The 20,283-nt window shown below is 62.1% G+C and carries 18 protein-coding genes; 10 read left to right on the top strand and 8 right to left on the bottom strand.

All coding sequences use genetic code 11. The features are described 5' to 3' along the window. The first annotated feature begins 95 nt into the window (after positions 1 to 95). On the top strand, positions 96 to 554 hold the full coding sequence (locus J3P89_RS13760; RefSeq protein ID WP_434697894.1) for a winged helix-turn-helix transcriptional regulator: 459 nt from the start codon (positions 96 to 98) through the stop codon (positions 552 to 554). A gap of 12 nt (positions 555 to 566) precedes the next feature. On the opposite strand, the gene J3P89_RS13755 is transcribed toward J3P89_RS13760, so the two are convergent. Further along, positions 567 to 1,301: a substrate-binding periplasmic protein gene (locus J3P89_RS13755; RefSeq protein ID WP_434631335.1), complete on the bottom strand. Its 735-nt coding sequence runs from the start codon at positions 1,299 to 1,301 to the stop codon at positions 567 to 569. Positions 1,302 to 1,548: 247 nt separating this feature from the next. Between J3P89_RS13755 and J3P89_RS13750 the strand changes: the two genes are divergently transcribed. Next, complete coding sequence (locus J3P89_RS13750; RefSeq protein WP_434624014.1) at positions 1,549 to 2,244, top strand: tRNA (adenine(22)-N(1))-methyltransferase; 696 nt, start codon at positions 1,549 to 1,551, stop codon at positions 2,242 to 2,244. Positions 2,245 to 2,321: 77 nt separating this feature from the next. Here the strand turns inward: J3P89_RS13750 and J3P89_RS13745 are convergent, their stop codons facing one another. Next, on the bottom strand, positions 2,322 to 2,978 hold the full coding sequence (locus tag J3P89_RS13745) for a glutathione S-transferase (protein WP_434697988.1): 657 nt from the start codon (positions 2,976 to 2,978) through the stop codon (positions 2,322 to 2,324). Between the two features lie 188 nt (positions 2,979 to 3,166). Between J3P89_RS13745 and J3P89_RS13740 the strand changes: the two genes are divergently transcribed. Then, entirely contained in the window at positions 3,167 to 3,730 is a 564-nt protein-coding gene (locus J3P89_RS13740; RefSeq protein WP_434697893.1) for a TetR/AcrR family transcriptional regulator, read from the top strand. Between the two features lies 1 nt (position 3,731). Here J3P89_RS13740 and J3P89_RS13735 read toward each other — a convergent pair whose 3' ends face one another. The 3 genes from J3P89_RS13735 to J3P89_RS13725 form a co-directional block, all read right to left on the bottom strand. Beyond that, on the bottom strand, positions 3,732 to 6,020 hold the full coding sequence (locus J3P89_RS13735; RefSeq protein ID WP_434697892.1) for an Orn/Lys/Arg decarboxylase N-terminal domain-containing protein: 2,289 nt from the start codon (positions 6,018 to 6,020) through the stop codon (positions 3,732 to 3,734). Next, a complete protein-coding gene (gene potE, locus J3P89_RS13730) occupies positions 6,017 to 7,426 on the bottom strand; it encodes a putrescine-ornithine antiporter (protein ID WP_434697891.1) in 1,410 nt (469 codons plus the stop codon). The genes J3P89_RS13735 and potE overlap by 4 nt, the downstream gene beginning before the upstream one ends. A gap of 176 nt (positions 7,427 to 7,602) precedes the next feature. Continuing rightward, positions 7,603 to 8,598, bottom strand: a complete 996-nt coding sequence (locus tag J3P89_RS13725) for an aldo/keto reductase (RefSeq protein ID WP_434697890.1) — start codon at positions 8,596 to 8,598, stop codon at positions 7,603 to 7,605. A gap of 113 nt (positions 8,599 to 8,711) precedes the next feature. Between J3P89_RS13725 and J3P89_RS13720 the strand changes: the two genes are divergently transcribed. From J3P89_RS13720 to J3P89_RS13700, 5 genes are all read left to right on the top strand, one after another. After that, positions 8,712 to 9,635, top strand: a complete 924-nt coding sequence (locus J3P89_RS13720; RefSeq protein WP_434568652.1) for a LysR family transcriptional regulator — start codon at positions 8,712 to 8,714, stop codon at positions 9,633 to 9,635. A 527-nt stretch (positions 9,636 to 10,162) separates the two neighbouring features. Next, positions 10,163 to 10,591 carry a DUF2231 domain-containing protein gene (locus J3P89_RS13715; protein ID WP_434674275.1) on the top strand — a complete coding sequence of 143 codons (429 nt, stop codon included), beginning with the start codon at positions 10,163 to 10,165 and terminating at the stop codon, positions 10,589 to 10,591. Next, positions 10,588 to 11,880 carry a PQQ-dependent sugar dehydrogenase gene (locus J3P89_RS13710; protein WP_434623999.1) on the top strand — a complete coding sequence of 431 codons (1,293 nt, stop codon included), beginning with the start codon at positions 10,588 to 10,590 and terminating at the stop codon, positions 11,878 to 11,880. Before J3P89_RS13715 ends, J3P89_RS13710 begins: the two co-directional genes overlap by 4 nt. Before the next feature lie 184 nt (positions 11,881 to 12,064). Next, on the top strand, positions 12,065 to 12,829 hold the full coding sequence (locus J3P89_RS13705) for an SDR family NAD(P)-dependent oxidoreductase (RefSeq protein ID WP_434697889.1): 765 nt from the start codon (positions 12,065 to 12,067) through the stop codon (positions 12,827 to 12,829). A 20-nt stretch (positions 12,830 to 12,849) separates the two neighbouring features. Further along, positions 12,850 to 13,689 (top strand): oxidoreductase, encoded by an 840-nt coding sequence (locus tag J3P89_RS13700; RefSeq protein WP_434697888.1) that lies wholly within the window; start codon positions 12,850 to 12,852, stop codon positions 13,687 to 13,689. A gap of 44 nt (positions 13,690 to 13,733) precedes the next feature. Here J3P89_RS13700 and J3P89_RS13695 read toward each other — a convergent pair whose 3' ends face one another. Together J3P89_RS13695 and J3P89_RS13690 are read right to left on the bottom strand one after the other, a co-directional pair. Continuing rightward, positions 13,734 to 14,684 (bottom strand): DNA/RNA non-specific endonuclease, encoded by a 951-nt coding sequence (locus J3P89_RS13695; RefSeq protein ID WP_434697887.1) that lies wholly within the window; start codon positions 14,682 to 14,684, stop codon positions 13,734 to 13,736. Between the two features lie 71 nt (positions 14,685 to 14,755). Further along, a complete protein-coding gene (locus J3P89_RS13690) occupies positions 14,756 to 16,105 on the bottom strand; it encodes an OprD family porin (RefSeq protein ID WP_434697886.1) in 1,350 nt (449 codons plus the stop codon). 197 nt (positions 16,106 to 16,302) lie between these two features. On the opposite strand from J3P89_RS13690, the gene J3P89_RS13685 reads away from it, so the two are divergent. Further along, complete coding sequence (locus tag J3P89_RS13685) at positions 16,303 to 17,082, top strand: EAL domain-containing protein (RefSeq protein ID WP_434697885.1); 780 nt, start codon at positions 16,303 to 16,305, stop codon at positions 17,080 to 17,082. Positions 17,083 to 17,164: 82 nt separating this feature from the next. Here J3P89_RS13685 and J3P89_RS13680 read toward each other — a convergent pair whose 3' ends face one another. After that, positions 17,165 to 18,886, bottom strand: coding sequence for an amidase (locus tag J3P89_RS13680; protein WP_434697884.1), 1,722 nt, complete (start codon positions 18,884 to 18,886; stop codon positions 17,165 to 17,167). Between the two features lie 388 nt (positions 18,887 to 19,274). Here J3P89_RS13680 and J3P89_RS13675 point away from each other — a divergent pair, with 388 nt between their 5' ends. Continuing rightward, positions 19,275 to 20,279 carry an ArsJ-associated glyceraldehyde-3-phosphate dehydrogenase gene (locus tag J3P89_RS13675; RefSeq protein ID WP_434697883.1) on the top strand — a complete coding sequence of 335 codons (1,005 nt, stop codon included), beginning with the start codon at positions 19,275 to 19,277 and terminating at the stop codon, positions 20,277 to 20,279. Positions 20,280 to 20,283: the final 4 nt, after the last annotated feature.

Here is a 20,283-nt window from a genome sequence, read left to right as displayed (position 1 = left end):
GATATATGCGGGATTGGGTTTTAAATTGCAACCACATGGGCGAGACTGACCGACGAGTAAACGGCGTACCGCAGCCCCGTCCGAAGGTAAACAAGATGGTTGAGAACGATGTGTCGCATAACCGCGAATGCCCCGTGGCACGCACGCTGGAAGTCATCGGCGATCGCTGGTCGCTGATGATCATCCGCGACGCCTTCGATGGGCTTCGCCGCTTCAGCGAGTTTCAGAAGAACCTGGGGGTGGCCAAGAACATCCTGGCGTCGCGACTCAAGGCCCTGGTCGAAGTCGGCGTGTTCGAGGTGCGGCCCGCCTCGGATGGGAGCGCCTACAAGGAGTACGTCCTGACGGAAAAAGGCCAGGCGACTTTTGCGCTGGTCGTCAGTTTGAGGCAGTGGGGCGAAAGGTTCCTGTTCACCCCGCAGGAGACAAGGTCGCTGTTGGTAGACAACGAGTCAGGGCAGCCGCTGATGCCTATCGAGGTTCGCTCGTGGAGCGGCCGGAAACTCGAACCGTGGGATTGTCATCGGGTCAGGCGGGTTGCCGGCGAGTCGTGAAGCCGATGTGCTTCAGCGTTCGGCAGGTTGCTCGTAGCGTTGCTGGATGCGTGCCAGTTCACCGGACCGGCGCAGTTGCTCAAGCGCGCTGGCCCACTTGGCTATCACCTGCTCGTCGCTGTCGACGCTGAAGGCGATGTACAGCGAGGAGCGGTAGAGTTCGATGGGAATCCTGCGCAATGTTCCGGCGGGTATTTTCAACTGGCGGCTGTAATACGCCACTCCCGCATCGGTATCGCCGACGATGATATTCGTCCGCCCGGCCAGCAACATGCGGTAGAGCAGCTTGCTCTCGGTGGCGCTCTTGTCCAGGTTGTTGAAGCCCAGCGATTTCAGCATCTGGGGCACCAGGCCGGCATGGCGGGTGGTGATTTGCGGGGCGCGCAGCAGTTGTTCCAGCGAAGTGATCGGCGGCGCGTCAGCCAATTGATAGGCGTGGATGGATTCTTCGACGATCGGCCCGACCCACTTGTACAACGGCTCGCGCTCCGGCGTGCGGAACAGCGAGTACATGATGGTCTTGGGCCGGGTCCGCAATATTTGCGTGGCCCGCATGCTGGGCTGCAGCACGACTTCGAAGTCGTCCCCGGTCTGGGCCATGATGGCTCGGACGATTTCCGTGGTCATACCGGTGAGCTGACTGTTTTCGACGTAGTTGTAGGGTGCCCATTCCTCGGTCACGACCTGATATGGCTCAGCCGCGGCCCCTGAACCGAGCAATAGACAGAGCAGCGCTGCGGCAGGCATCGAATGCTTCACATGTTCTCCTGATAGGCGGTTCGCCGTTCCTGAGCGAACCCAAGACAAGCATAGACCCAAACACGTGGCTGACGACGGCTGCGGCTCCGTTATGAGAACGATCCCTCAGTTGCGTGCCGTGCCGGGCCGGCTGCGCGAGGGTTCACAAGCCTGACTGCCTCCGTCGCTGGTACAGTGTCGCGCCTGACCATGGCTACAGACGCCGGGGCTGCCCGGCGAGAATAGGATTGGAAGTTTGAACGAACAGACATTATCCATGCGCCTGGAGCGCGTGGCAGCGCATGTGCCGGCGGGTGCCCGGCTTGCCGATATCGGCTCCGATCACGGCTACCTGCCGGTGGCATTGCTACGTCGTGGTGTGATCAGCGCAGCGGTGGCCGGGGAGGTGGCGTTGACGCCGTTCCGCTCGGCCGAACGCACGGTGCGCGAAAGCGGTCTTGAACAAACGATTGCCGTGCGCCTGGCCAGCGGCCTGGGGGCGATCGAACCCGGCGACGGTATAACGGCGATCAGCCTGTGCGGCATGGGGGGCGAGACGATTCGCGACATTCTCGAGGCCGGCAAGTCCCGCCTGAGCGGTCGGGAACGGCTGATCCTGCAGCCCAACGGCGGCGAGCAGCCATTGCGCCAATGGTTGATGGCCCACGACTACCGCATCCTTCATGAGGAAATGCTGCGGGAGAACCGCTTCTACTACGAAATCATCGTCGCCGAGCGCGATGGGCCGGTGACGTACAGCGCCGAGGAACTGTACTTCGGCCCGCTGCAGATGCAGGCTCGCAGCCCGGTATTCCTGGACAAGTGGCAGCGCATGCTGCGCTTCAAACAAAAAAACCTGGCTAACCTCACCCGGGCGCAGCAGGGCGTGGCGCAGGAAAAGGTGCAGGAGATCGCGCGGCAGATTCGCTGGATCAGCGAATTGTTGGCGTGAGCCGCTCGAGCTGTTCCGCGGCTGGCTGACAAGGCGCATCCGCCGCCGTTACATCGAATGGCGGATGCGCCTTTACCTCAACGTTGCGCTGCACCGCGCTCGACCATCGCTCGCCACTGCTGGACGCTGGGTCTTGCCTGCATCTTCGAATGCCATGCCAGCAACGCCTGGCATTCCTCGGGCACTGGCAACTTGACCAGCGAGGCGAAGATCATGCCGCCCAGTACCGCGATGTCTGCCATCGAAAAACGCTCGCCTGCAACAAACGGGCGTTGGCTCAGCAGGTCATTGAAATAACGCATGCCCCTGACCGCCTTGTCGCGCATGCGCATGCCCCACTCAGCGTTCTGGTACAACTCGACTTCCGGCCCTAGACCCGGGGTCGCATGGTGGAAGTACACGCTGACCGCATCGAGGAATTCTATTTCGGCGCGCTTGGTCATCATCTGAATCAGGCCTTTCTCCAAAGGCGTTTCACCGGTCAGGGCAGGGGAACCAACCAAGGCGTCCAGGTACTGCGTGATTGCCGTGCATTCGGCAATGAGCGTGCCGTCTTCCAGCTCCAATACCGGCAGCGTTCCCGAATAATTGATCGCGAGGAACGCCGGCTTCTTGTGTTCGCCTGTCCATAGATTGACCGAGACGAATTCGGTTTTCGAGAGTAGACCTTTCTCTGCCAGGGCGATGCGTACTCGCGCCGGATAGGGCCCGTCAAACCAGTCATGGATTTTCATCATTGGGAGTTCGGAAACGTCGTGGTGGGAATGGGTGAGAGTCATGATCAAGTTACCTGCCTGTCAATTGGTAGGTAAAAGATTGGGCGACAATTCTCGGGCTGTCAATCCCTACCTGTCACTTGGCAGGTAAACTGACTGCGGGTACAATCAGCCCGGTTTCAGCCATTCAGAATGAGGAACGGGACGTGAGCGAAAACGCTCGGGAAGCCATCCTGGCAGCCGCTAAAAGCGCTGCGCAGACCCATGGCTACAGCGGAATCAATTTTCGAAGCATCGCCGAAGCGGTGGGGATCAAGAACGCGAGTATCTACTACCACTTCCCCAGCAAGGCCGATCTGGGCGCGGCGGTAGCTGAACGCTACTGGCAGGACGCGGCCGCCGTTCTGAAGACGATCCGTGAGGAGAACCCCGACCCCCATGATTGCTTGCGGCTGTACCCCTCGATCTTTCGCAAGTCACTGGAAGACGGCAATAGACTCTGCCTGTCCAGCTTCATGGCGGCCGAACACGAAGACTTGCCTGAGCCGGTGAAGCGCGAGGTCAAGGCCTTCGCCGACGCCAACGTGGCGTGGCTGGCCGAGGTGCTGGCAGCCGCCGGCACGGGTAGCGTGGAAAAGTGTGAACGCCGCGCCCTGGCCATTTACACCGCTGTCGCGGGTGCCCAGTTGATCGCCCGGACGCGGCTCGACATCAACCTGTTCGACGAACTGATCCTCAGCTACCAGGAAGCCGGACTCATCCCGGCTTGAGCTACTGTTTCAGCACCAGTAATCGATAAGTGCCCGCTTCGCTTTCAATTCCATGGGTGTCATGGGTGAACCCGGGGAACGATCGGTCAAAGCTTTCCAGCGCCTTGAGGTAGGTCAGCACCGGTCCTTCCGAAGGCCCTGCGTTTTCTCCCGGCATCAGCAAGGGAATCCCTGGTGGGTACGGCACGATACCCGTCGCGGCGATGCGTCCGGCCGCTTCTTCGAGGGTGACTTGCTCGATCTCGTTCTTGACCAGTTTCTCGTACGCCTCCACCGGGCTGAAGTGCGCCTCAGGCAGTGTGCCGAACGCCTGGGCCATGGCGGCAGTGGTCCTGGTTTGTTTCATGGCGGCGAAAATTTCCTCGGCGAGGTCCTTGAGCCCCATGCCGGAATAACGTTGCTGGTTGGCGCTCAACAGGTCGGGGAGGCAGAGTTCCAGTTCCAGGTTGGCGTCGTAGTCGCGCTTGAAGTCGAGCAGCGCGTTGACCAGCGTGCCCCACTTGCCCTTGGTGATGCCGATGGAAAAGAGGAACAGGATGGTGAAATCAGTGGTTTTTTCCACCACGATGCCTTGCGTGCCCAGGTAGGCACTCAGTACGCATGCCGGAATACCGAAGTCCAGCAGGTTGCCGTCGTCGCCCATGCCGGGGCTGAGAATCGAGACCTTGATCGGGTCGAGCATGCAGTAGCCGTCTTCAATGTCACCGAAGCCGTGCCAGACCTCATTGGGGTGCAGGACCCAGCAGCCTGGATCGACCTTGAGCCTGGCCGGGTCGGCTTCGTGGAACGCGATCGATGCCCCGTCGACCTGCACCGACGGCGGCTGCCAGCAGGAAAAGAACCAGTCGTCATGGCTGCGCATCTCGTTCTGCATATGCGAGATGACCTGACGGAAAGCGATGGCCTCCTCGATCGCCTCGCTGGTGAGGATCTGCCCGCTGGGCGCCTCCATCATCGCCGAGCTGACGTCGCAGGAGGCCATGATTGCGTAATTCGGCGAAGTCGAGGCGTGCATCATGTACGACTCGTTGAAGCGCCCATGGGGGATCGGATTGCGGCCATTGCGCACATGGATCATCGAGGCCTGGGACAGCGCCGCCAACAGCTTATGCGTGGACTGGGTGGCGAACACGGTCGGTTTCGACGGGTCGTGATCGTCCGGGCTGCCATGCATCGCAAAGCGATCCTTGTACAGCGGATTAAAACGCGCGTAGCCATACCAGGCTTCGTCGAAATGCAGGCGGTCGACGCTTTGCCCCAACAACTCCTCGACGCGAGTGACATTGTAGGTCAGGCCGTCATAGGTGGAGTTGGTGATGATCGCATGTACCGGCGTCGGGTCGATGTGACTCTTGACCAGCGGATTGCTTGCGATGGCGGCCTTCACCCCCTCGGCGCTGAGGGTCCGCGGCAGGATCGGGCCGATGATGCCGAAGCGGTTGCGGGTCGGCACCAGGTAGGTCGGAATGGCCCCGGAGAGGGTCATCGCATGCTCGGCGGATTTGTGGCAGTTGCGGTCGCACAATGCGATCTGGTCGCGGGTCACACTGGCCATCAGGATGACGCGGTTGGACATCGATGAGCCGTTGGTGACGTAATAGGTGCGGTGCGCGCCGAACACTTTGGCGGCATAACGCTCGCCCTGTCCGATGGGGCCGCTGTGGTCGAGCAAGGAACCCAGCTCGCCGACGGAAATCGACAGGTCCGAACGCAGCAGGTTCTCCCCGAAAAATTCATAGAATGCCCGGCCGGCGGTGCTTTTCAAGAAGGCCGTGCCGCCCGCATGGCCCGGTGTGTGCCAGGAATATTCGTAGCTGCGGGCAAACTTCAGCAGCGCGCCGAACATCGGCGGCAGCACCGCCTGGCGATAGCGCTCGATAGCCGCCAGTATCCGCCCGCTGAGGAAACGGCTGGTGTCTTCAGGCAACCAGATGAAGTCATCGGCATGTTGCATGACGATCAACGGCACGTTCGACGCCGTGCTGCGATCGCTGATCAGGAACACCGGCACGCGGGTGTTGCGCTCGCGTAGCGCGGTGAGCAGGTCGATGCATTCGCGGTGGTCGTCGCTGGTGTCGATTTCCCAACTGAGCAACACGCACTGGATGGCCGGGTCGGAACTCAGGATCGACTTGGCATCACTCAGGGTTTCGGAGGTCAGCACGCTCACGGCGCGGTCCTCCACGTCGCTGATCAGCTGGATCAGGGCACGACCGAATACGCTGCGTTTGTCGGGCGCATTGGAGACCAGCAAGGCCAGCATCCCCAACAGATTTCGATGTTCCGTCATGGCAAGGGCTCCAGGTTAGCTGCCTTCAGGTGGTTGACGGGGATGGGCTCGCCAACGATGTGCTGCGCCGCGACGGTCTGGGTCGGTACGCTGTTGTTCATGGCCTCCAGGCGGATCAGGCGGGTGTTGACGTAACCGAACAGCGTGTAGCCGACGATGACCGCCACGCCGCCGAGCATCAGCGCCTGTTCGCCTGAGCTGTAGAGCGCGAGGTAGCTGTAAGCCGCCGCGACGCCCGCGACGATATTGGTGACCAGGGCTTTGTTCGCCGGGACATTCGAAACCTTTTGCAGGGTCACCAGTGTCGCCATGGAGAGAATGTAGGGCACCAGGTTGGTCACCACGGCGAGATTCACCAGCGTATCGAACTGCTTGGCCAGGTCCGGGCTGATGGTCAGCAGCGCCATGGTTGTCTGCATCGCCAGCAGGATCAGCATGCTGATGATCGGCACACCATGTTTGTTGGCCTTGGCGAAGATCGGCAGGAAATAGCCGGTATCCGCCGAACTCTTGAAGACCTGTGCCACGGTGAATTGCCAGCCAAGCAACGAGCCGATGCAGGCCAGCACCATCAGGCCCATGACGATGTCACCCACCAGCGGCGTGAACATCTTGGCGAACACCAGGCCGAACGGCGCGGTGGAGGAGACCAGCTCGGCGTTGTCGACGATACCGGCGATGACGTTGGTCGAAACAATGTAAATCACCGCGGCACCAAGGGTCCCGCCGAGGACCGCAATCGGCACGTTTTTCTCGGGATTCTCCACCGCGTCACCGTTGGCGCAGGCCGATTCGAGCCCGAGAAATGCCCAGAGAGTGATCGCCACCGAAGCGCCTGCCGCTTCGTACCAGGTCTTGTCGTGAGGGTTCCAGCCGGCGGCATAGACGCTGCTGTCGAACCAGAACCAACCGACGGTGGAAACCAGCACCACCGGGGCAATGACTCCCCACACCGTCACGGCGCCGATCTTGCCGGTGATGCCTGCGCCGCCGAAATTGGCGAAGGTGGTCAGCCACAACAAAGCGATGGTCGCCAGGCCGACTTGCAGGGAATCCAGCTTGATATCGAACAACGTCTGGATATAACCGACCGCGGTAATGCTGATCGCCACGTTGGCAATCAACAGCGAAAGGCCGTAGGTGTAGTTGGTGATGTAGTTGCCGGATTTGCCAAAGGTATATTCGGCGTAACCGCCCATGCCGCCGGTCTTGCGGCTGAGCATGCCGCAGCGGGCGAACGCGTAGGCCAATGCCAGCGAGCCCGTGGCGGTGATCAGCCAGGACAGGATGGAGATGCCGCCGACTTCGGCGAGTTTGGTCGGCAGCAATATGATGCCGGACCCCAGCATGTTGACGGCGGTCAGCATGGTCAGCTGGCTCACACTCATCTTCTTGGCGACTGACATTCCCTTGCCTCACATGCATGAAGTGAAGGGGTTAAGCTATAGCAGAGGATTTGCAGTAAGCCAGAATATCGCAGCGGGATTTGGCGCCGCTGGTCAAGAATCGGATCGAAAACGTGCCGGGGTGGCACGGGGGACGAATGTCCCCGGTGCCGTTGCTGGTAAAAAGCCCGGCCTGATCAGCCGTCGAGCAAGGTCATCACCTCGGCGCTGTAGCGTTCGCCGGCCACCGCGCCTCGGGCGGCGAAAATCGCATCCAGCTGAGCCAGCTCCTCGGCGCTCAGGAACACGCTGGCGGCAGCGACGTTGGTTTCCAAGTACTTGCGCTGCTTGGTGCCCGGGATCGGGATCACATTGCTGCCCTGGGCCAGGACCCAGCCCAAGGCCAGTTGCGAGGCGCTGATCTGCTTCTGCTCAGCCATCGCCTTGACCCGTTCGACCAAGGCCAGGTTGCGCTGGAAATTGTCGGCCAGGAAACGCGGGTTGAAGCGGCGGTAGTCGTCTTCGGCAAAATCGTCCGGGGTCTTCAACTCGCCCGTCAGGAAGCCGCGGCCCAAGGGGCTGTAGGCGACAAAGGCGATGCCCAGGCGCCGGCACGTGTCGAGCACGCCGTTGTGTTCCGGCTCCCTGGACCACAGCGAGTATTCGCTTTGCACCGCTGCCAACGGATGCACGGCATGGGCCCGCTGGATGGTCTCGGCGCTGGCCTCCGAAATCCCGATGTGACGGACCTTGCCGGCCTTGACCAGCTCGGCCATGGCGCCGATGGTTTCTTCGACGGGTACCTGTGGGTCTATGCGATGCTGATAGTAGAGGTCGAGGTAATCGGTACCCAGGCGCTTGAGGCTGCCATCGATCGACTGCCGGACGTATTCGGGGTGACCATTGACGCCCCGGGCATGCGGATCATCGCTGCGCACCAGGCCGAACTTGCTCGCCAGATAGATACCTTCACGCTTGCCGCGCAAGGCGCGTCCGAGCAGTTCTTCGTTGGTGTGCGGGCCGTACATGTCGGCCGTGTCGAACAGGGTCACGCCCAGCTCGACGGCGCGGTGGAGCGTGGCGATGGATTCGCGCTCGTCGGTGCCCGTGGTGTAGAAATCCGACATGCCCATGCAGCCCAGACCGATGGCGCTGACGTGTGGACCTTGATGGCCAAGTTGACGAGTGATCATGACGTTGTTCCTTTGGGTTGAAGTGACGCGATCAGTCTCCGTAAAACGGTTTTCTGGATAAAGCCGCTGTTTTTGGTTTAACTATTCGTGATTTCTGAATAGTGAGTAGAACCATGGATCGATTACAGGCTATGCAGGTGTTCCGGCGCATCGTCGAACTGGGCGGTTTCGGCAAGGCGGCCGACGATCTGGGTTTGCCCCGGGCTACCGTCAGCCTGTTGATCCAGCAACTGGAGGGGCATCTGGGGGTGCAACTGCTACAGCGCACCACGCGGCAGGTGCGCGCAACCCTGGATGGCGAAGCCTACTACCAGCGCTGCGGCCAGTTGCTCGATGAACTGGATGACCTGGAAACCTCGCTGTCCGCGCAACGCAGCCAACCTCGCGGCACCCTGCGCGTTGACATGCCCATCGCCTTCGGCTGCACATGGATCGTGCCGAACCTGGCGGACTTCTATCGGCGCTATCCGCAATTGAAACTGGACCTGGGGTTTCATGACCGGTTGGTTCATCTGCAGCGTGAAGGGGTGGATTGCGCCATCCGGGCCGGCGTCATCAGCGACCAGGCGCTGGTTGCGAGACCGATCGTGCGGTTGTGCCAAGTGACTTGCGCCAGCCCTGGCTACCTGGCCCGTTCAGGTACGCCTGTGGCGCTGGAGGACCTGGCAGAGCACCGCGCCATCGGTTTCGCGTCCGGTAACGGTCGCTATTTCCCGTTCGAATTCGAAGTGGCAGGGCAGGTCCGAGAGCTGCAAATGTCATCCGAGCTGACCGTCAACAACGCCGACGGCTACGTGACGGCTTGCGAGGCGGGATTCGGCCTGATCCAGGCGCCGCGTTACCACGTGCAACGGCAACTCGCCGAGGGGCGGTTGGTCGAGGTATTGAGCGGTCATCCGGTGCCGTCATGGCCGATTTCAGTGGTCTACCCGCCTCATCGACAGCTGTCGCCGAGGGTGAGGGTGTTCATCGATTGGCTGATCGAGTTGCTGCATGGCGCGGCGGATGCGGACGAGGCCCTGATGGTGCGGGTTTAACACGACCCCCCCCGAAACCCCATTCCCCCGTGGCGAGGGAGCTTGCTCCCGCTGGATTGCGCAGCAATCCAAAAAGGCTGGTCGTGATCAGCCTGGCACACCTTGGTGATTAGGCTTGGGGCCGCTACGCAGCCCAGCGGGGATAAATCCCCTCGCCACAGAAAACCATGACCTCAAGCCTTTGAAGCTGACACCCAGCACTGCCCTTCGTGGCGAGGGAGCTTGCTCCCGCTGGATTGCGCAGCAATCCCAAAAAGGCTGGTCGGGATCAGCCTGACACACCTTGGTGATAGGGCTTGGGGCCGCTACGCAGCCCAGCGGGAGCAAGCTCCCTCGCCACGGTTTGTATCGGCATACCCCGTACTCCTTGTCATTAAAAACGCTGGGAACTGCCGCCTTACCCCAAGCGAAAAATCGGAACTATCGCTTTGGCGGCACGATCATTTCCCTAGGCGTTAATCAACGCGACCCCGCCGGCCCGGATCTCACGGAAACCGCCACGGGACGCTGAACGATAAGGAGCTGTCATGACCGTTACCACCCATCCCCTCTACCGAAGCACGCCAGGTCCGCTTCACGCGGTCCTGCTCGCCGGCACCGTTCCGTTGTTTCTCGGGGCGCTGCTCAATGACATCGCGTACTACAAGACCTACCAGATCCAATGGAGCAATTTCGCCTCCTGGCTGATTGCCGGCGGACTGCTGTTCTGTGGGTTGGCATTGCTGTTTGCGCTGGTCAATCTGATCCGTGCGGAGCGCAAGGGCGGGCGTCCGGTGGTGTATTTCCTGCTATTGCTGGTGACCTGGGTACTCGGGCTGATCAATGCCTTCGAACATGCCAAGGACGCCTGGGCCATCATGCCCCAGGGCCTGGTTCTGTCGGTCGTCGTAACCGTGTTGGCCTGCGCTGCGGCGTGGGTCGGGCTGACCAATCTGCGTTCCGGAGGTGAGCAATGAAACCGCGCATCGCATTGACAGCCTTGAGCATGGCGTTGTTGCTGAGCGCCTGCGGAGGAGAAGGGGACGCCACTCAGGCACGCGGTCCGGACCCCAAATTGCCGGAGCCCCAGCGCGGGTTGTTGCCCAGCATGAAAATCGCCGAGCCGGTGCCCTGGGGCGAGCAGAAACCGACGGTGCCGCAAGGCTACGACATCACCGCTATCGCCACCGACCTGAAGATTCCGCGCCAGACCCTGGTACTGCCCAACGGCGATATCCTGGTGGCCGAAGGCCGTGGCGGAAACGCCGCGAAGCTCAAGCCCAAGGATGTGATTGCCAGTGTCATCAAGGCCAAGGGCAACACCCAGGTCAAGGGCGGCAATCGCCTGACGCTGTTGCGCGACGCTGATGGCGACGGCACCTACGAGCTCAAGACGGTCTTCGCCGAAAACCTCAACGCACCCTATGGCCTGGCGTTTGCCGACGGCAAGCTGTACGTCGCCAACCAGGATGCACTGGTGCGCTTCGATTATCAGGAAGGCCAGACCAAGGCCAGTGGAGCGCCCACCAAGGTCACCGACCTGCCGTCCGAGATCAACCACCACTGGACCAAGGCGCTGGCCATCAGTCCCGACGGACGCTCGCTGTACGTTGGCATCGGTTCGAACAGCAACGTCACCGAACGCGGCATGGAAGTCGAAATCGACCGGGCCATGGTCTGGCAGATCGACGCCGAGACAGGCGCCCACAAACCCTACGCGACCGGTCTGCGCAACCCGACGGCGCTGAAGGTCGAGCCTGGCTCCGGACAGTTGTGGGCGGTGGTCAACGAGCGTGACGAGTTGGGTCCCGACCTGGTGCCGGATTACCTGACATCGGTGCGCGAAGGCGCGTTTTATGGCTGGCCCTATAGCTATTGGGGGCAGAACGTCGATCCGCGCGCACAACCGCAGGATCCGCAAAAAGTCGCCGCTGCGGTCAAACCCGACTACAGCCTCGGGTCCCACGTCGCGGCACTCGGTGTCGATTTCTCCATCCCGGCCATGGGCGAGCAATTTGCCGAAGGCGCCTTCGTGGGTGAGCACGGCAGTTGGAACCGCGACCAGCCGGTGGGCTACAAGGTCATTTTCGTGCCGTTTCGCAACGGTCGTCCCGCTGGTGAGCCTGTGGACTTCGCCACGGGTTTCCGCGGCGACGATGGCAAGACCCGTGGGCGGCCCGTGGGTGTGACCGTTGATCCGCGCGGTGCGTTGATCATCGCCGATGACCTGGCGAACACCGTGTGGCGGGTGACTCGCAAGCCATGAACCCGATGCCCGGGACGCGCTGCCGTCCCGGGTAATCCCGCCGGTTTTGCAGGTTTGCGCAAAACCCCGACAGTCCCCGCAACATCACCAAAGCCCGGTAACCCTCGTTGCGCGACAGTGAAACCGTCAATCACGACAGCGCACCGGCGAATGTCTCGTCGGTCGGTCAACGAGGAGAGCTACCATGAGCGATATCAAACACAACATTCCCCACGAAGTCGAAGGCAAGGTCGCCCTGGTCACTGGCGCCGCCAGCGGTATCGGCAAGGCCATTTCCCTGTTGCTACACGCCCGTGGCGCCAAGGTGATCGCCGAGGACATCAACCCCGCCGTCAACGAGCTGGCCCGCCCGGGACTGGTGCCACTGGTGGCTGACATTACCGAGGACGGCGCCGCCGAGCGCGCGGTGGGCCTGGCGGTCGAGCAGTTCGGCCGGTTGGATATCCTGGTCAATAACGCCGGCATCATCATCAACAAACTGGTGGTCGACATGACGCGCCAGGATTGGGAACGCATCCAGGCCGTCAACGCCACCGCGGCGTTCCTGCACTCACGCGAAGCGGTCAAGGCAATGATGCCCAACAAGTCCGGGGCCATCGTCAACATCGCCTCCTATGCATCCTATTTCGCTTTCCCGACCATCGCCGCCTACACCGCGTCCAAGGGCGCCCTGGCGCAGTTGACCCGCACGCTGGCGCTGGAAGCCATCGAGCATGGCATCCGAGTCAATGCGGTCGGCGTTGGCGATGTGGTCACCAATATCCTCAATGACGTGGTCGAGGACGGCCCGCACTTTCTCGCCCAGCACGGCGAAGCCGCCCCCATCGGCCGGGCCGCGCAACCTGAAGAAATCGCCGAGGTGGTCGCCTTCCTGGCCTCGGACCGTGCCAGCTTCATGGTCGGCTCGGTGGTCATGGCTGATGGCGGCATGACAGTCACCGCCGGCTGAGCCAACAGAGGAGAACCGTCATGAGCAATCGTAAAACCTGGCTGGTCACCGGCTGTTCCACTGGTTTTGGTCGATACATTGCCGAGCATCTGCTCAAGCAGGGTGAGCGCGTGGTCGTCACCGCCCGCAAAGTCGAGCAAGTGCAGGACCTGGGCCGCCTCGGCGAAGCTCTGGTGCTGCCGCTCGATGTCACTGACCCACAGCAGGCCCGCGACGCAGTGGCCGCCACCGAGCGAGTCTTTGGTAAGGTCGACGTGTTGATCAACAACGCCGGTATCGGTTACTTCGCCGCCGTCGAGGAGACCGATCCGCAGGCAGCGCGTCGGCTCCTGGAGGTCAACCTGGTCGGTACCGCGAACATGATCCACGCGGTGCTGCCTGGCATGCGCCGGCGGCGGCAGGGGATGATCGTCAACCTGACGTCCATCGGCGGGCTCGCCGGCTTTCCTGCGGTGGGTTATTACTGCGCGAGCAAGTTTGCTGTGGAAGGGCTCAGCGATGCCTTGCGGGCCGAAGTCGAACCGCTCGGCATCCGGGTCATGACCGTGCAACCCAGCGCGTTTCGCACCGAGTGGGCCGGCTCGGCAGCCGAGGTAAGCGAGTCGATCGACGACTACGACGCCACCGCAGGCGTCGCACGCCGCGCTTATCACGTCTCGGTCGGCAGGCAGGAAGGCGACCCGGCGCGTGCGGCCGCGGCGATCTATACCGCGGTCAATGCCGAGCAGCCGCCTCAGCGGTTGCTGTTGGGCAATCGCGCATTCGAAGTGGCGATGGCCAAGCTGTCCGCCATGCAGGAAGAGTTTCGCGCGTGGGAGGCCACGGCGCGTGGAGCTGATTTTCCTGGTCAGGAGCGCTGATAGCCCGACCGGCGTCCGTTGTACCGGGCGCCGGCCGGTCCGTTTTACAGAAGGATATCTTCGGGCCCGCGGATGGCCGCTTCAATCCGTGTTCCGGTCAAGCGTTCCTCGTTCGAGAAACCGTCGTAGTTGGCCAGATCACCAAAACGAACACCCGTCAGCGTTTCGATCTGATCAACGCTGTGTCGGTAGGTCTTTAGCGCTCCGAACAGGAGCTCCAGTTTTCCCAGTTCCCGGCGTTGGTCAATCATGTAGGCGCTGGCCGAGGGCTTGCCGTCGTCGCCCAGGAATGCCACGACTTTCCAGAACGCGGTGGGGATCTGCACGCCCCGGTAGGTCGGATCATCTTCGCGCAGCAACGGCCCGGTGAATACCGTCGCCCGGGCTTTCCAGCGGCGAGTGTTGTCGAGGATATAGTCCTCGAGCTCCAGCCAGGTTTTCTGGTTGAAGGCGGCCATCTGTGGCGAGCAGTTGGTGAAGTGGAAGGTGTCGGTGTTGGCCGTGTGCGCCTCCTGGCCCCAGTTGGGGTCCTGGCGCCTCACCAGATGGCCGCGATCGAGCAGGTTGTCGGCATAGAGCTCTTCGCCGAGCTGCGCATCGCTGGGCAGTCGCCCGTCATAGGCCCAGGCATCGCGCCCGCGATCGACTTCGACACTGCTGGCGCCATCGATATTGACACCCGCCACGAGCGCCAACCGTCGACTCCGAGACAGGGTGATGGAGAAATGGGTGTAATCCAGACGGTTCATGGCTGCGCCCGTCGGGTGGACGTCCTCTGCCTGGGCTGAATCCAGGGACGGCCAGGGCACGATGAAATCGCCAAGGAAGTCGCTGCGATAACCCTCTCGATTTTCCAGCTGTGTTGCCGGAGTGATCCTGGGTTCCGCCTGTCTGCGCAGGGCAGCGGGAGTTGCCCGCAAGGATTGGACAAGCGGTTTGAGATCCGCAAGCCTTGGTCGGTGAGAGACGTTCGTCGCTAGTCTTGATGACGGCATGGCGCTTCCTCGCTGGGCTCGATGCCAACTATCATGCCGTCAGCAGCGTGAAGGTTTGATGATGCGTCTTTTCAGAACGGCCCGAGCTTCAGCGGGTACTGGATAACGACGTACAGCCTGTCGATGTCATCGCCGGCCTGGGCGCTGTTGGCGCGGTGGGTGACGTGGGACAGTTGCAGCGACAGGTCCTTGGCCGGCCCTGATTGCACGACGTAATGCAGGTCCAGGTCGCGCTCCCAATGACGGCCTCCGTCCCCCTGCTGCGGGCTGTAGGTTCCGGTGTCGCTGTCGAACGGGTTGTAGGCGCCGCCCCGTGGCGCATGGCTGCCATCTATCCCGTTGCCGGTTACATAGCGGGCCATGAAACTCAAGCCGGGGATGCCCAAGGTGCCCAGGTCTAGGTCATAGCGAGCTTGCCAGGAGCGCTCGCCCGGGCCATTGAAGTCGGCGTATTTGATCGAGTTGGCGAGGTAAATGGAGTCGCCACCGACGAAATCGAAAGGCGTGTCGCCGTTGATTTTCTGGTACGCCAAGGTGAATGCCTGGGCTTCATGTCGATATTTGCCGGACAGGCTGAAAGCCGTGTTGTCGATGGCGCCTGCGCTGGCCTGGCCATGGTCGCGGGTGTAGTAGACGTTACCGTCGAGGAACAGCTGGCCCAGCGTCGAATGCACATTGGCGTAGTACTGGCGCCAGGTGTCGCTCAGCTCGGAAGCATAGAGCGCGCCGCCCACCGTGCGGCCGCTGAACAGGTCGGCACCGATGAAGTCGATACTGCCGTGGCGGGTACTTGCCCCATAACCGGAGAAATCGCCTTTGGCGGTGGAGGCATCCTGATTCTTGAAGGCGTTGAAATGACCCGCCTGCAAATCGACCTCATCGATTTCCTGGCTCGACAACAACACGCCGCTGGCGTATTCCGGTTGCAGGCGCTTGTCAGCCGTATCGAATACCGGTGTCGCGACGGTCATTTCGCCCAGCGCCAAGGTGGTTCGCGAGGTGTTGAATTTCAGCGCAGCGCCGGCGCTGGAGTATTCGTCCTCACTGCGCCCGTCTTCGTCCAGCGGCAGCAGTCCCGTCCCCGAGTGGCCCTTGCCGCCGTCCAGTTTCAAACCGACGAACCCATGGGCGTCGATGCCTGCACCGACGATGCCGGGCGTGAAGCCGGACTCGAACGTGGCGATGAAGCCCTGGGCCCATTCCGCCTTGTAGCTCTTGCCCGCCGGGGTCGGGGACCGGTAGTCATTGTTGAGGTAGAAGTTGCGGCTCAGCACCTCAAATGTCGCCCCTTGCAGGAAACCCTCGGCGGTTTGTCCTGCCAGCGCGGGTGCGCTTCCCGCCAGCAAAGCCAGCAGCCAGATCGGCTTCAGGGCGACCGGTGCTGGCCCGGGTACAATCATGTTTGTGGATGCGGGCGACATGCGTCTTTTCCGTGTGAACCAAGGCCTGGACAGAGCGCCATTCTTGGTGAGGCCGCGCGCAGGGGCGAGTTAAACGTTGTTAATTGCGTAACGCGGGCCCGACCGCACTCCAGAAAGCGCGACCCGTGCCGATTCAAGGGAGATTGCCTGTAGTTTCTGCAACACAGGGACACCCGCTGCCGCGACGGAACACTGATATGACCGCATCCTCTTCTCCTCAAACATTCAAATCCCTTGGTTGCGCCGAGTGTCGCGACCATTCGGCATTGGGATTTGATTTCACCATGGCGTTCCAACCAATCTTCAATGTCCGCACGCGCACGGCCTTTGCCTATGAGGCACTGGTCAGAGGCGTAAACGGCGAATCGGCAGGTTATATCCTCGGGCTTGTGAATGACGGCAACCGCTACCGGTTCGACCAGGCCTGCCGAGTAAAAGCGATCGAGGAGGCTGCCAGGCTGGGTATCCTCGACATTCCCGATTGCCTGCTCAGCATCAACTTCCTGCCCAACGCCGTGTACCGGGCCGAGACCTGTATACGGGCGACATTGGAGGCTGCGCGTCAAAGCCGCTTTCCGCCGGACAGGCTCATGTTCGAGGTCACGGAAGGCGAAAGGGTGGACGACCCCGAGCACCTCAAGTCGATCTTCCTGGAGTACGAACGCCAGGGTTTCACTACCGCAATCGATGATTTCGGTTCTGGCTATTCGGGGCTCAATCTGCTGGCGCTGTTCCAGCCCCAAGTGCTGAAGATCGACATGGCGTTGACCCGAGGCATCGACCAGGATCCGGTCAGGCGCGCGATTGTCGAGGGGATCATCCTGGTCGCCGGCCGGCTGGAGATTACCGTCATCGCCGAGGGCGTCGAGACGCGAGAAGAAAGCGCGACGCTGCTGGAGTTGGGCATCGAGCTGATGCAGGGGTATCTCTATGCGCGGCCCGAGACGGGGCGGCTAGCGGTGGGCAGGTTCGATTAGCCAGCAGCAGGCGCCGATGACGCAGGCCTCACACGCTATTGAAGCGGTGGGCCTGCTTTCCTGTTTCATGTACCCGCCGCGATCACGCGCGCGGATGGTCACCAGACAACGGCGGAGTCCGAGGCGGGATCATCCGTTTCGAGCCCGTCGACTCGAATGCCGAAGCCAGCTGCAGCAGTTTCGAATCGTCATAGGCACGGCCCGCGAACGTCAGCCCGACCGGCATGCCGATGTCCGCCATGACGCCCATCGGCACGGTGACAGTTGGCACGCCGAGGTGGCGGATGGCGAGGTTGCCGTTGGCGACCCATACGCCGTTGCTCCAGGCAATGTCGGCTGATTCCGGGTTGACGTCCGCGTCGGCGGGCCCGACGTCCGCCACGGTAGGGAAGATCACCGCGTCCAGGCCAAGGCGCTCCATCCAGTCCTCGAGATCGATCCGGCGTGTCTCTTCGAGGCCGCGCAAGCCATCGGGCAAGGTCGGGATCTGGTCCCACGGCGTGATGCCGCGCTGGGCCATCTTCACGTATTCGTCCATGCCGGCGGCAAGATCATCCTCGCGATTGGGCAGGGTGCCCGGATCGTGAGGGAAAATCAGCGGTCCGTCGACGTCGGCCAGGCGATTGAGTTTCGGATCGCCGTTGGCCCGCAGGAAATCATCGAACGCCCAGGCCGACAGATCCCAGAGTTCATGGTGCAGGAACTCCTTGGACACCAGGCCGCGGGTGAACACCGTCGGCGCGCCAGGACGATCGCCCTCACAGTTGGACACCAGCGGGAAGTCCACCTCGATCACTTCGGCGCCCTGGGCCTCCAAGGCTTTGCGCGCGGCTTCCCAGAGGGCGATCACCGACGGGCGAGTGATGATCCGTTGCCCGGTCGGGCCGCCGATGCCTGGTTTTTCAGCGGTGCCCGCCTCGGGGTCGGCATTTATGTACATGCGCGGCACGCCGAAACGGATGCCGGCCAGCGCTTCGGGATTGGCGGCAAGGCTCGGGTACGAGGCGGGACGGACCGAATCGACGGACGGAATCGGCACCCAGGGTTGCAGGCGCCACAGGTCGCCACGGGGGTCGGGGTCGTTCGCCACCACCACTTCCAGCACTTCCAGCAGGTCGGCCATGGTCCTGGCATAGGGCACGACAACGTCCATCGTCGGGGTCAACGGCCAGTTGCCGCGCACCGAGATCACCCCGCGCGAGGGCGTGTAGGCACACAAGCCATTGTTGGAGGCCGGGCCGCGTCCGCTGGACCAGGTTTCTTCAGCGAGGCCGAAGGCGGCGAAACTGGCAGCGGTGGCAGTGCCCGCGCCGTTCGACGAACCGGAGGCAAAAGGCGCGGTGAGGTAATCCGCGTTATAAGGGCTTTCGGCGCGGCCATAAACACCGCGCTGCATGCCGCCGTTCGCCATCGGCGGCATATTGGTCTTGCCCAGGCAGATCGCCCCGGCGGCACGCAGGCGTTCGATAGTGAAGGCGTCGCGATGGGCAACCAGGTCCTTGAAGGCCGGGCTTCCAGACGCAGCGGTCAGCCCCTTCACCAGATAACTGTCCTTGGCGGTATAAGGAATGCCATCGAGGGGGCCCAGAGTCTGGCCTTTGGCCCGCCGGGCATCGGACGCGTTGGCCTCGTCCAGCGCAGCGGGGTTGCGAACCACTACCGCGTTGAGGGCGGTGGGCGTGTCGGGGCCGTCATAGGCGTCGATCCGGGCGAGATAGGCCTGGACCAGCTCGACCGCCGTGGTCTGGCCGGATTCCAGCGCAGCCCGGAGCTGGGCAATGGAGACTTCGGTGATTTCAATCATGCTGTTACCGCTTCGGCTGACGAAGAACATGAGGTGCGGGTCTGTTCAAGCAAAATTCCCCGGACACCTGATGTCGTTCAAATTGGGGCTGATATCGGGTGCAGACTGTACTACGAGAGCGTGACTGGAGCACTGCGTCGACTGAAAATATCGACTCAAGAAGAATGGCCCCGTGGCGAGGGAGCTTGCTCCCGCTGGGGCGGTCCGACGCTTCGGGCGAAGCGGCCCCAACCCCGGCCAACACGCTTTTCGAGGCGGCAGTTGTACGACTGCTGCGCAGCCGAGCGGGAGCAAGCTCCCTCGCCACGGGGATGCGCCACTTTCGATTTCCTCTTGTATCCGGAAAAACATATATTCGACTGAACACAGATAGACGGCCCCCTTCAAAATGACGATCAAAGTAGGCATCAACGGTTTCGGACGCATAGGTCGCCTTGCCTTGCGCGCAGCCTGGGGCTGGCCGGATTTCGAGTTCGTGCAGGTCAACGATCCGGCGGGCGACGCGGCGACCCATGCGCATCTATTGAACTTCGATTCGGTGCACGGCCGCTGGAACCGCCAGGCCGACGCCGATGGCGCCAGCATGATCATCGAGGGGCAGCGCATCAAGGTCACAGCCAACAAAGCGATCGCCGACACCGACTGGTCGGGCTGCGATGTGGTGATCGAGGCCAGCGGCAAGATGAAGACGGTCGCGGTGCTCCAGGCGTATCTCGATCAGGGCGTGAAGCGCGTGGTGGTCAGTGCCCCGGTGAAAGAGCAGGGCGCCTTGAATATCGTCATGGGGGTCAATCACCAGCAGTTCGAGCCGGACCGGCATCGCATCGTGACGGCGGCTTCCTGCACCACCAACTGCCTGGCACCCGTGGTCAAGGTAATCCACGAGAAGCTCGGCATCCGTCACGGCTCGATCACCACGATCCATGACCTGACCAATACCCAGAGCATCCTCGACCAGCCGCACAAGGACCTGCGCCGCGCCCGGGCGTCGGGCATGAGCCTGATTCCCACCAGCACCGGCTCGGCCACCGCTATCGCCGAAATCTTTCCCGAGCTGCGCGGGCGCCTCAATGGCCATGCCGTGCGGGTGCCGTTGGCCAATGCGTCGCTGACCGATTGCGTGTTCGAGGTCGAGCGAGCCACCACGGTCGAACAAGTGAACGGTTTTCTCAAGGACGCAGCCGAGCACGAGCTCAAGGACATCCTCGGTTTCGAGGAGCGCCCTCTGGTGTCCATCGACTACCGCACCGATCCGCGCTCGTCGATTATCGATGCGCTGTCGACCCTGGTTGTCAACGGCACCCAGGTCAAGCTCTATGCCTGGTACGACAACGAATGGGGCTACGCCAACCGCACCGTCGAACTGGCCCGGATGGTTGGCCTGGCCATCTGAGGAA

Origin of the sequence: Pseudomonas sp. Z1-14 (assembly GCF_051132005.1) — a bacterium.
In the GTDB taxonomy this organism is placed as follows: domain Bacteria; phylum Pseudomonadota; class Gammaproteobacteria; order Pseudomonadales; family Pseudomonadaceae; genus Aquipseudomonas.
The sequence above is the reverse complement of the archived record's forward strand: the minus strand, read 5'-3'. Positions and strand labels throughout refer to the sequence as shown.

Bases quoted from the DNA above. Each gene is read 5' to 3' on its own strand.
- J3P89_RS13760 (WP_434697894.1), top strand. From the start codon at position 96: ATGGTTGAGAACGATGTGTCGCATAACCGCGAATGCCCCGTGGCACGC.
- J3P89_RS13755 (WP_434631335.1), bottom strand. From the start codon at position 1,301: ATGCCTGCCGCAGCGCTGCTCTGTCTATTGCTCGGTTCAGGGGCCGCG.
- J3P89_RS13745 (WP_434697988.1), bottom strand. From the start codon at position 2,978: ATGAAAATCCATGACTGGTTTGACGGGCCCTATCCGGCGCGAGTACGC.
- J3P89_RS13735 (WP_434697892.1), bottom strand. From the start codon at position 6,020: ATGACGGAACATCGAAATCTGTTGGGGATGCTGGCCTTGCTGGTCTCC.
- potE (WP_434697891.1), bottom strand. From the start codon at position 7,426: ATGTCAGTCGCCAAGAAGATGAGTGTGAGCCAGCTGACCATGCTGACC.
- J3P89_RS13725 (WP_434697890.1), bottom strand. From the start codon at position 8,598: ATGATCACTCGTCAACTTGGCCATCAAGGTCCACACGTCAGCGCCATC.
- J3P89_RS13720 (WP_434568652.1), top strand. From the start codon at position 8,712: ATGGATCGATTACAGGCTATGCAGGTGTTCCGGCGCATCGTCGAACTG.
- J3P89_RS13715 (WP_434674275.1), top strand. From the start codon at position 10,163: ATGACCGTTACCACCCATCCCCTCTACCGAAGCACGCCAGGTCCGCTT.
- J3P89_RS13710 (WP_434623999.1), top strand. From the start codon at position 10,588: ATGAAACCGCGCATCGCATTGACAGCCTTGAGCATGGCGTTGTTGCTG.
- J3P89_RS13705 (WP_434697889.1), top strand. From the start codon at position 12,065: ATGAGCGATATCAAACACAACATTCCCCACGAAGTCGAAGGCAAGGTC.
- J3P89_RS13700 (WP_434697888.1), top strand. From the start codon at position 12,850: ATGAGCAATCGTAAAACCTGGCTGGTCACCGGCTGTTCCACTGGTTTT.
- J3P89_RS13695 (WP_434697887.1), bottom strand. From the start codon at position 14,684: ATGCCGTCATCAAGACTAGCGACGAACGTCTCTCACCGACCAAGGCTT.
- J3P89_RS13690 (WP_434697886.1), bottom strand. From the start codon at position 16,105: ATGTCGCCCGCATCCACAAACATGATTGTACCCGGGCCAGCACCGGTC.
- J3P89_RS13685 (WP_434697885.1), top strand. From the start codon at position 16,303: ATGACCGCATCCTCTTCTCCTCAAACATTCAAATCCCTTGGTTGCGCC.
- J3P89_RS13680 (WP_434697884.1), bottom strand. From the start codon at position 18,886: ATGATTGAAATCACCGAAGTCTCCATTGCCCAGCTCCGGGCTGCGCTG.
- J3P89_RS13675 (WP_434697883.1), top strand. From the start codon at position 19,275: ATGACGATCAAAGTAGGCATCAACGGTTTCGGACGCATAGGTCGCCTT.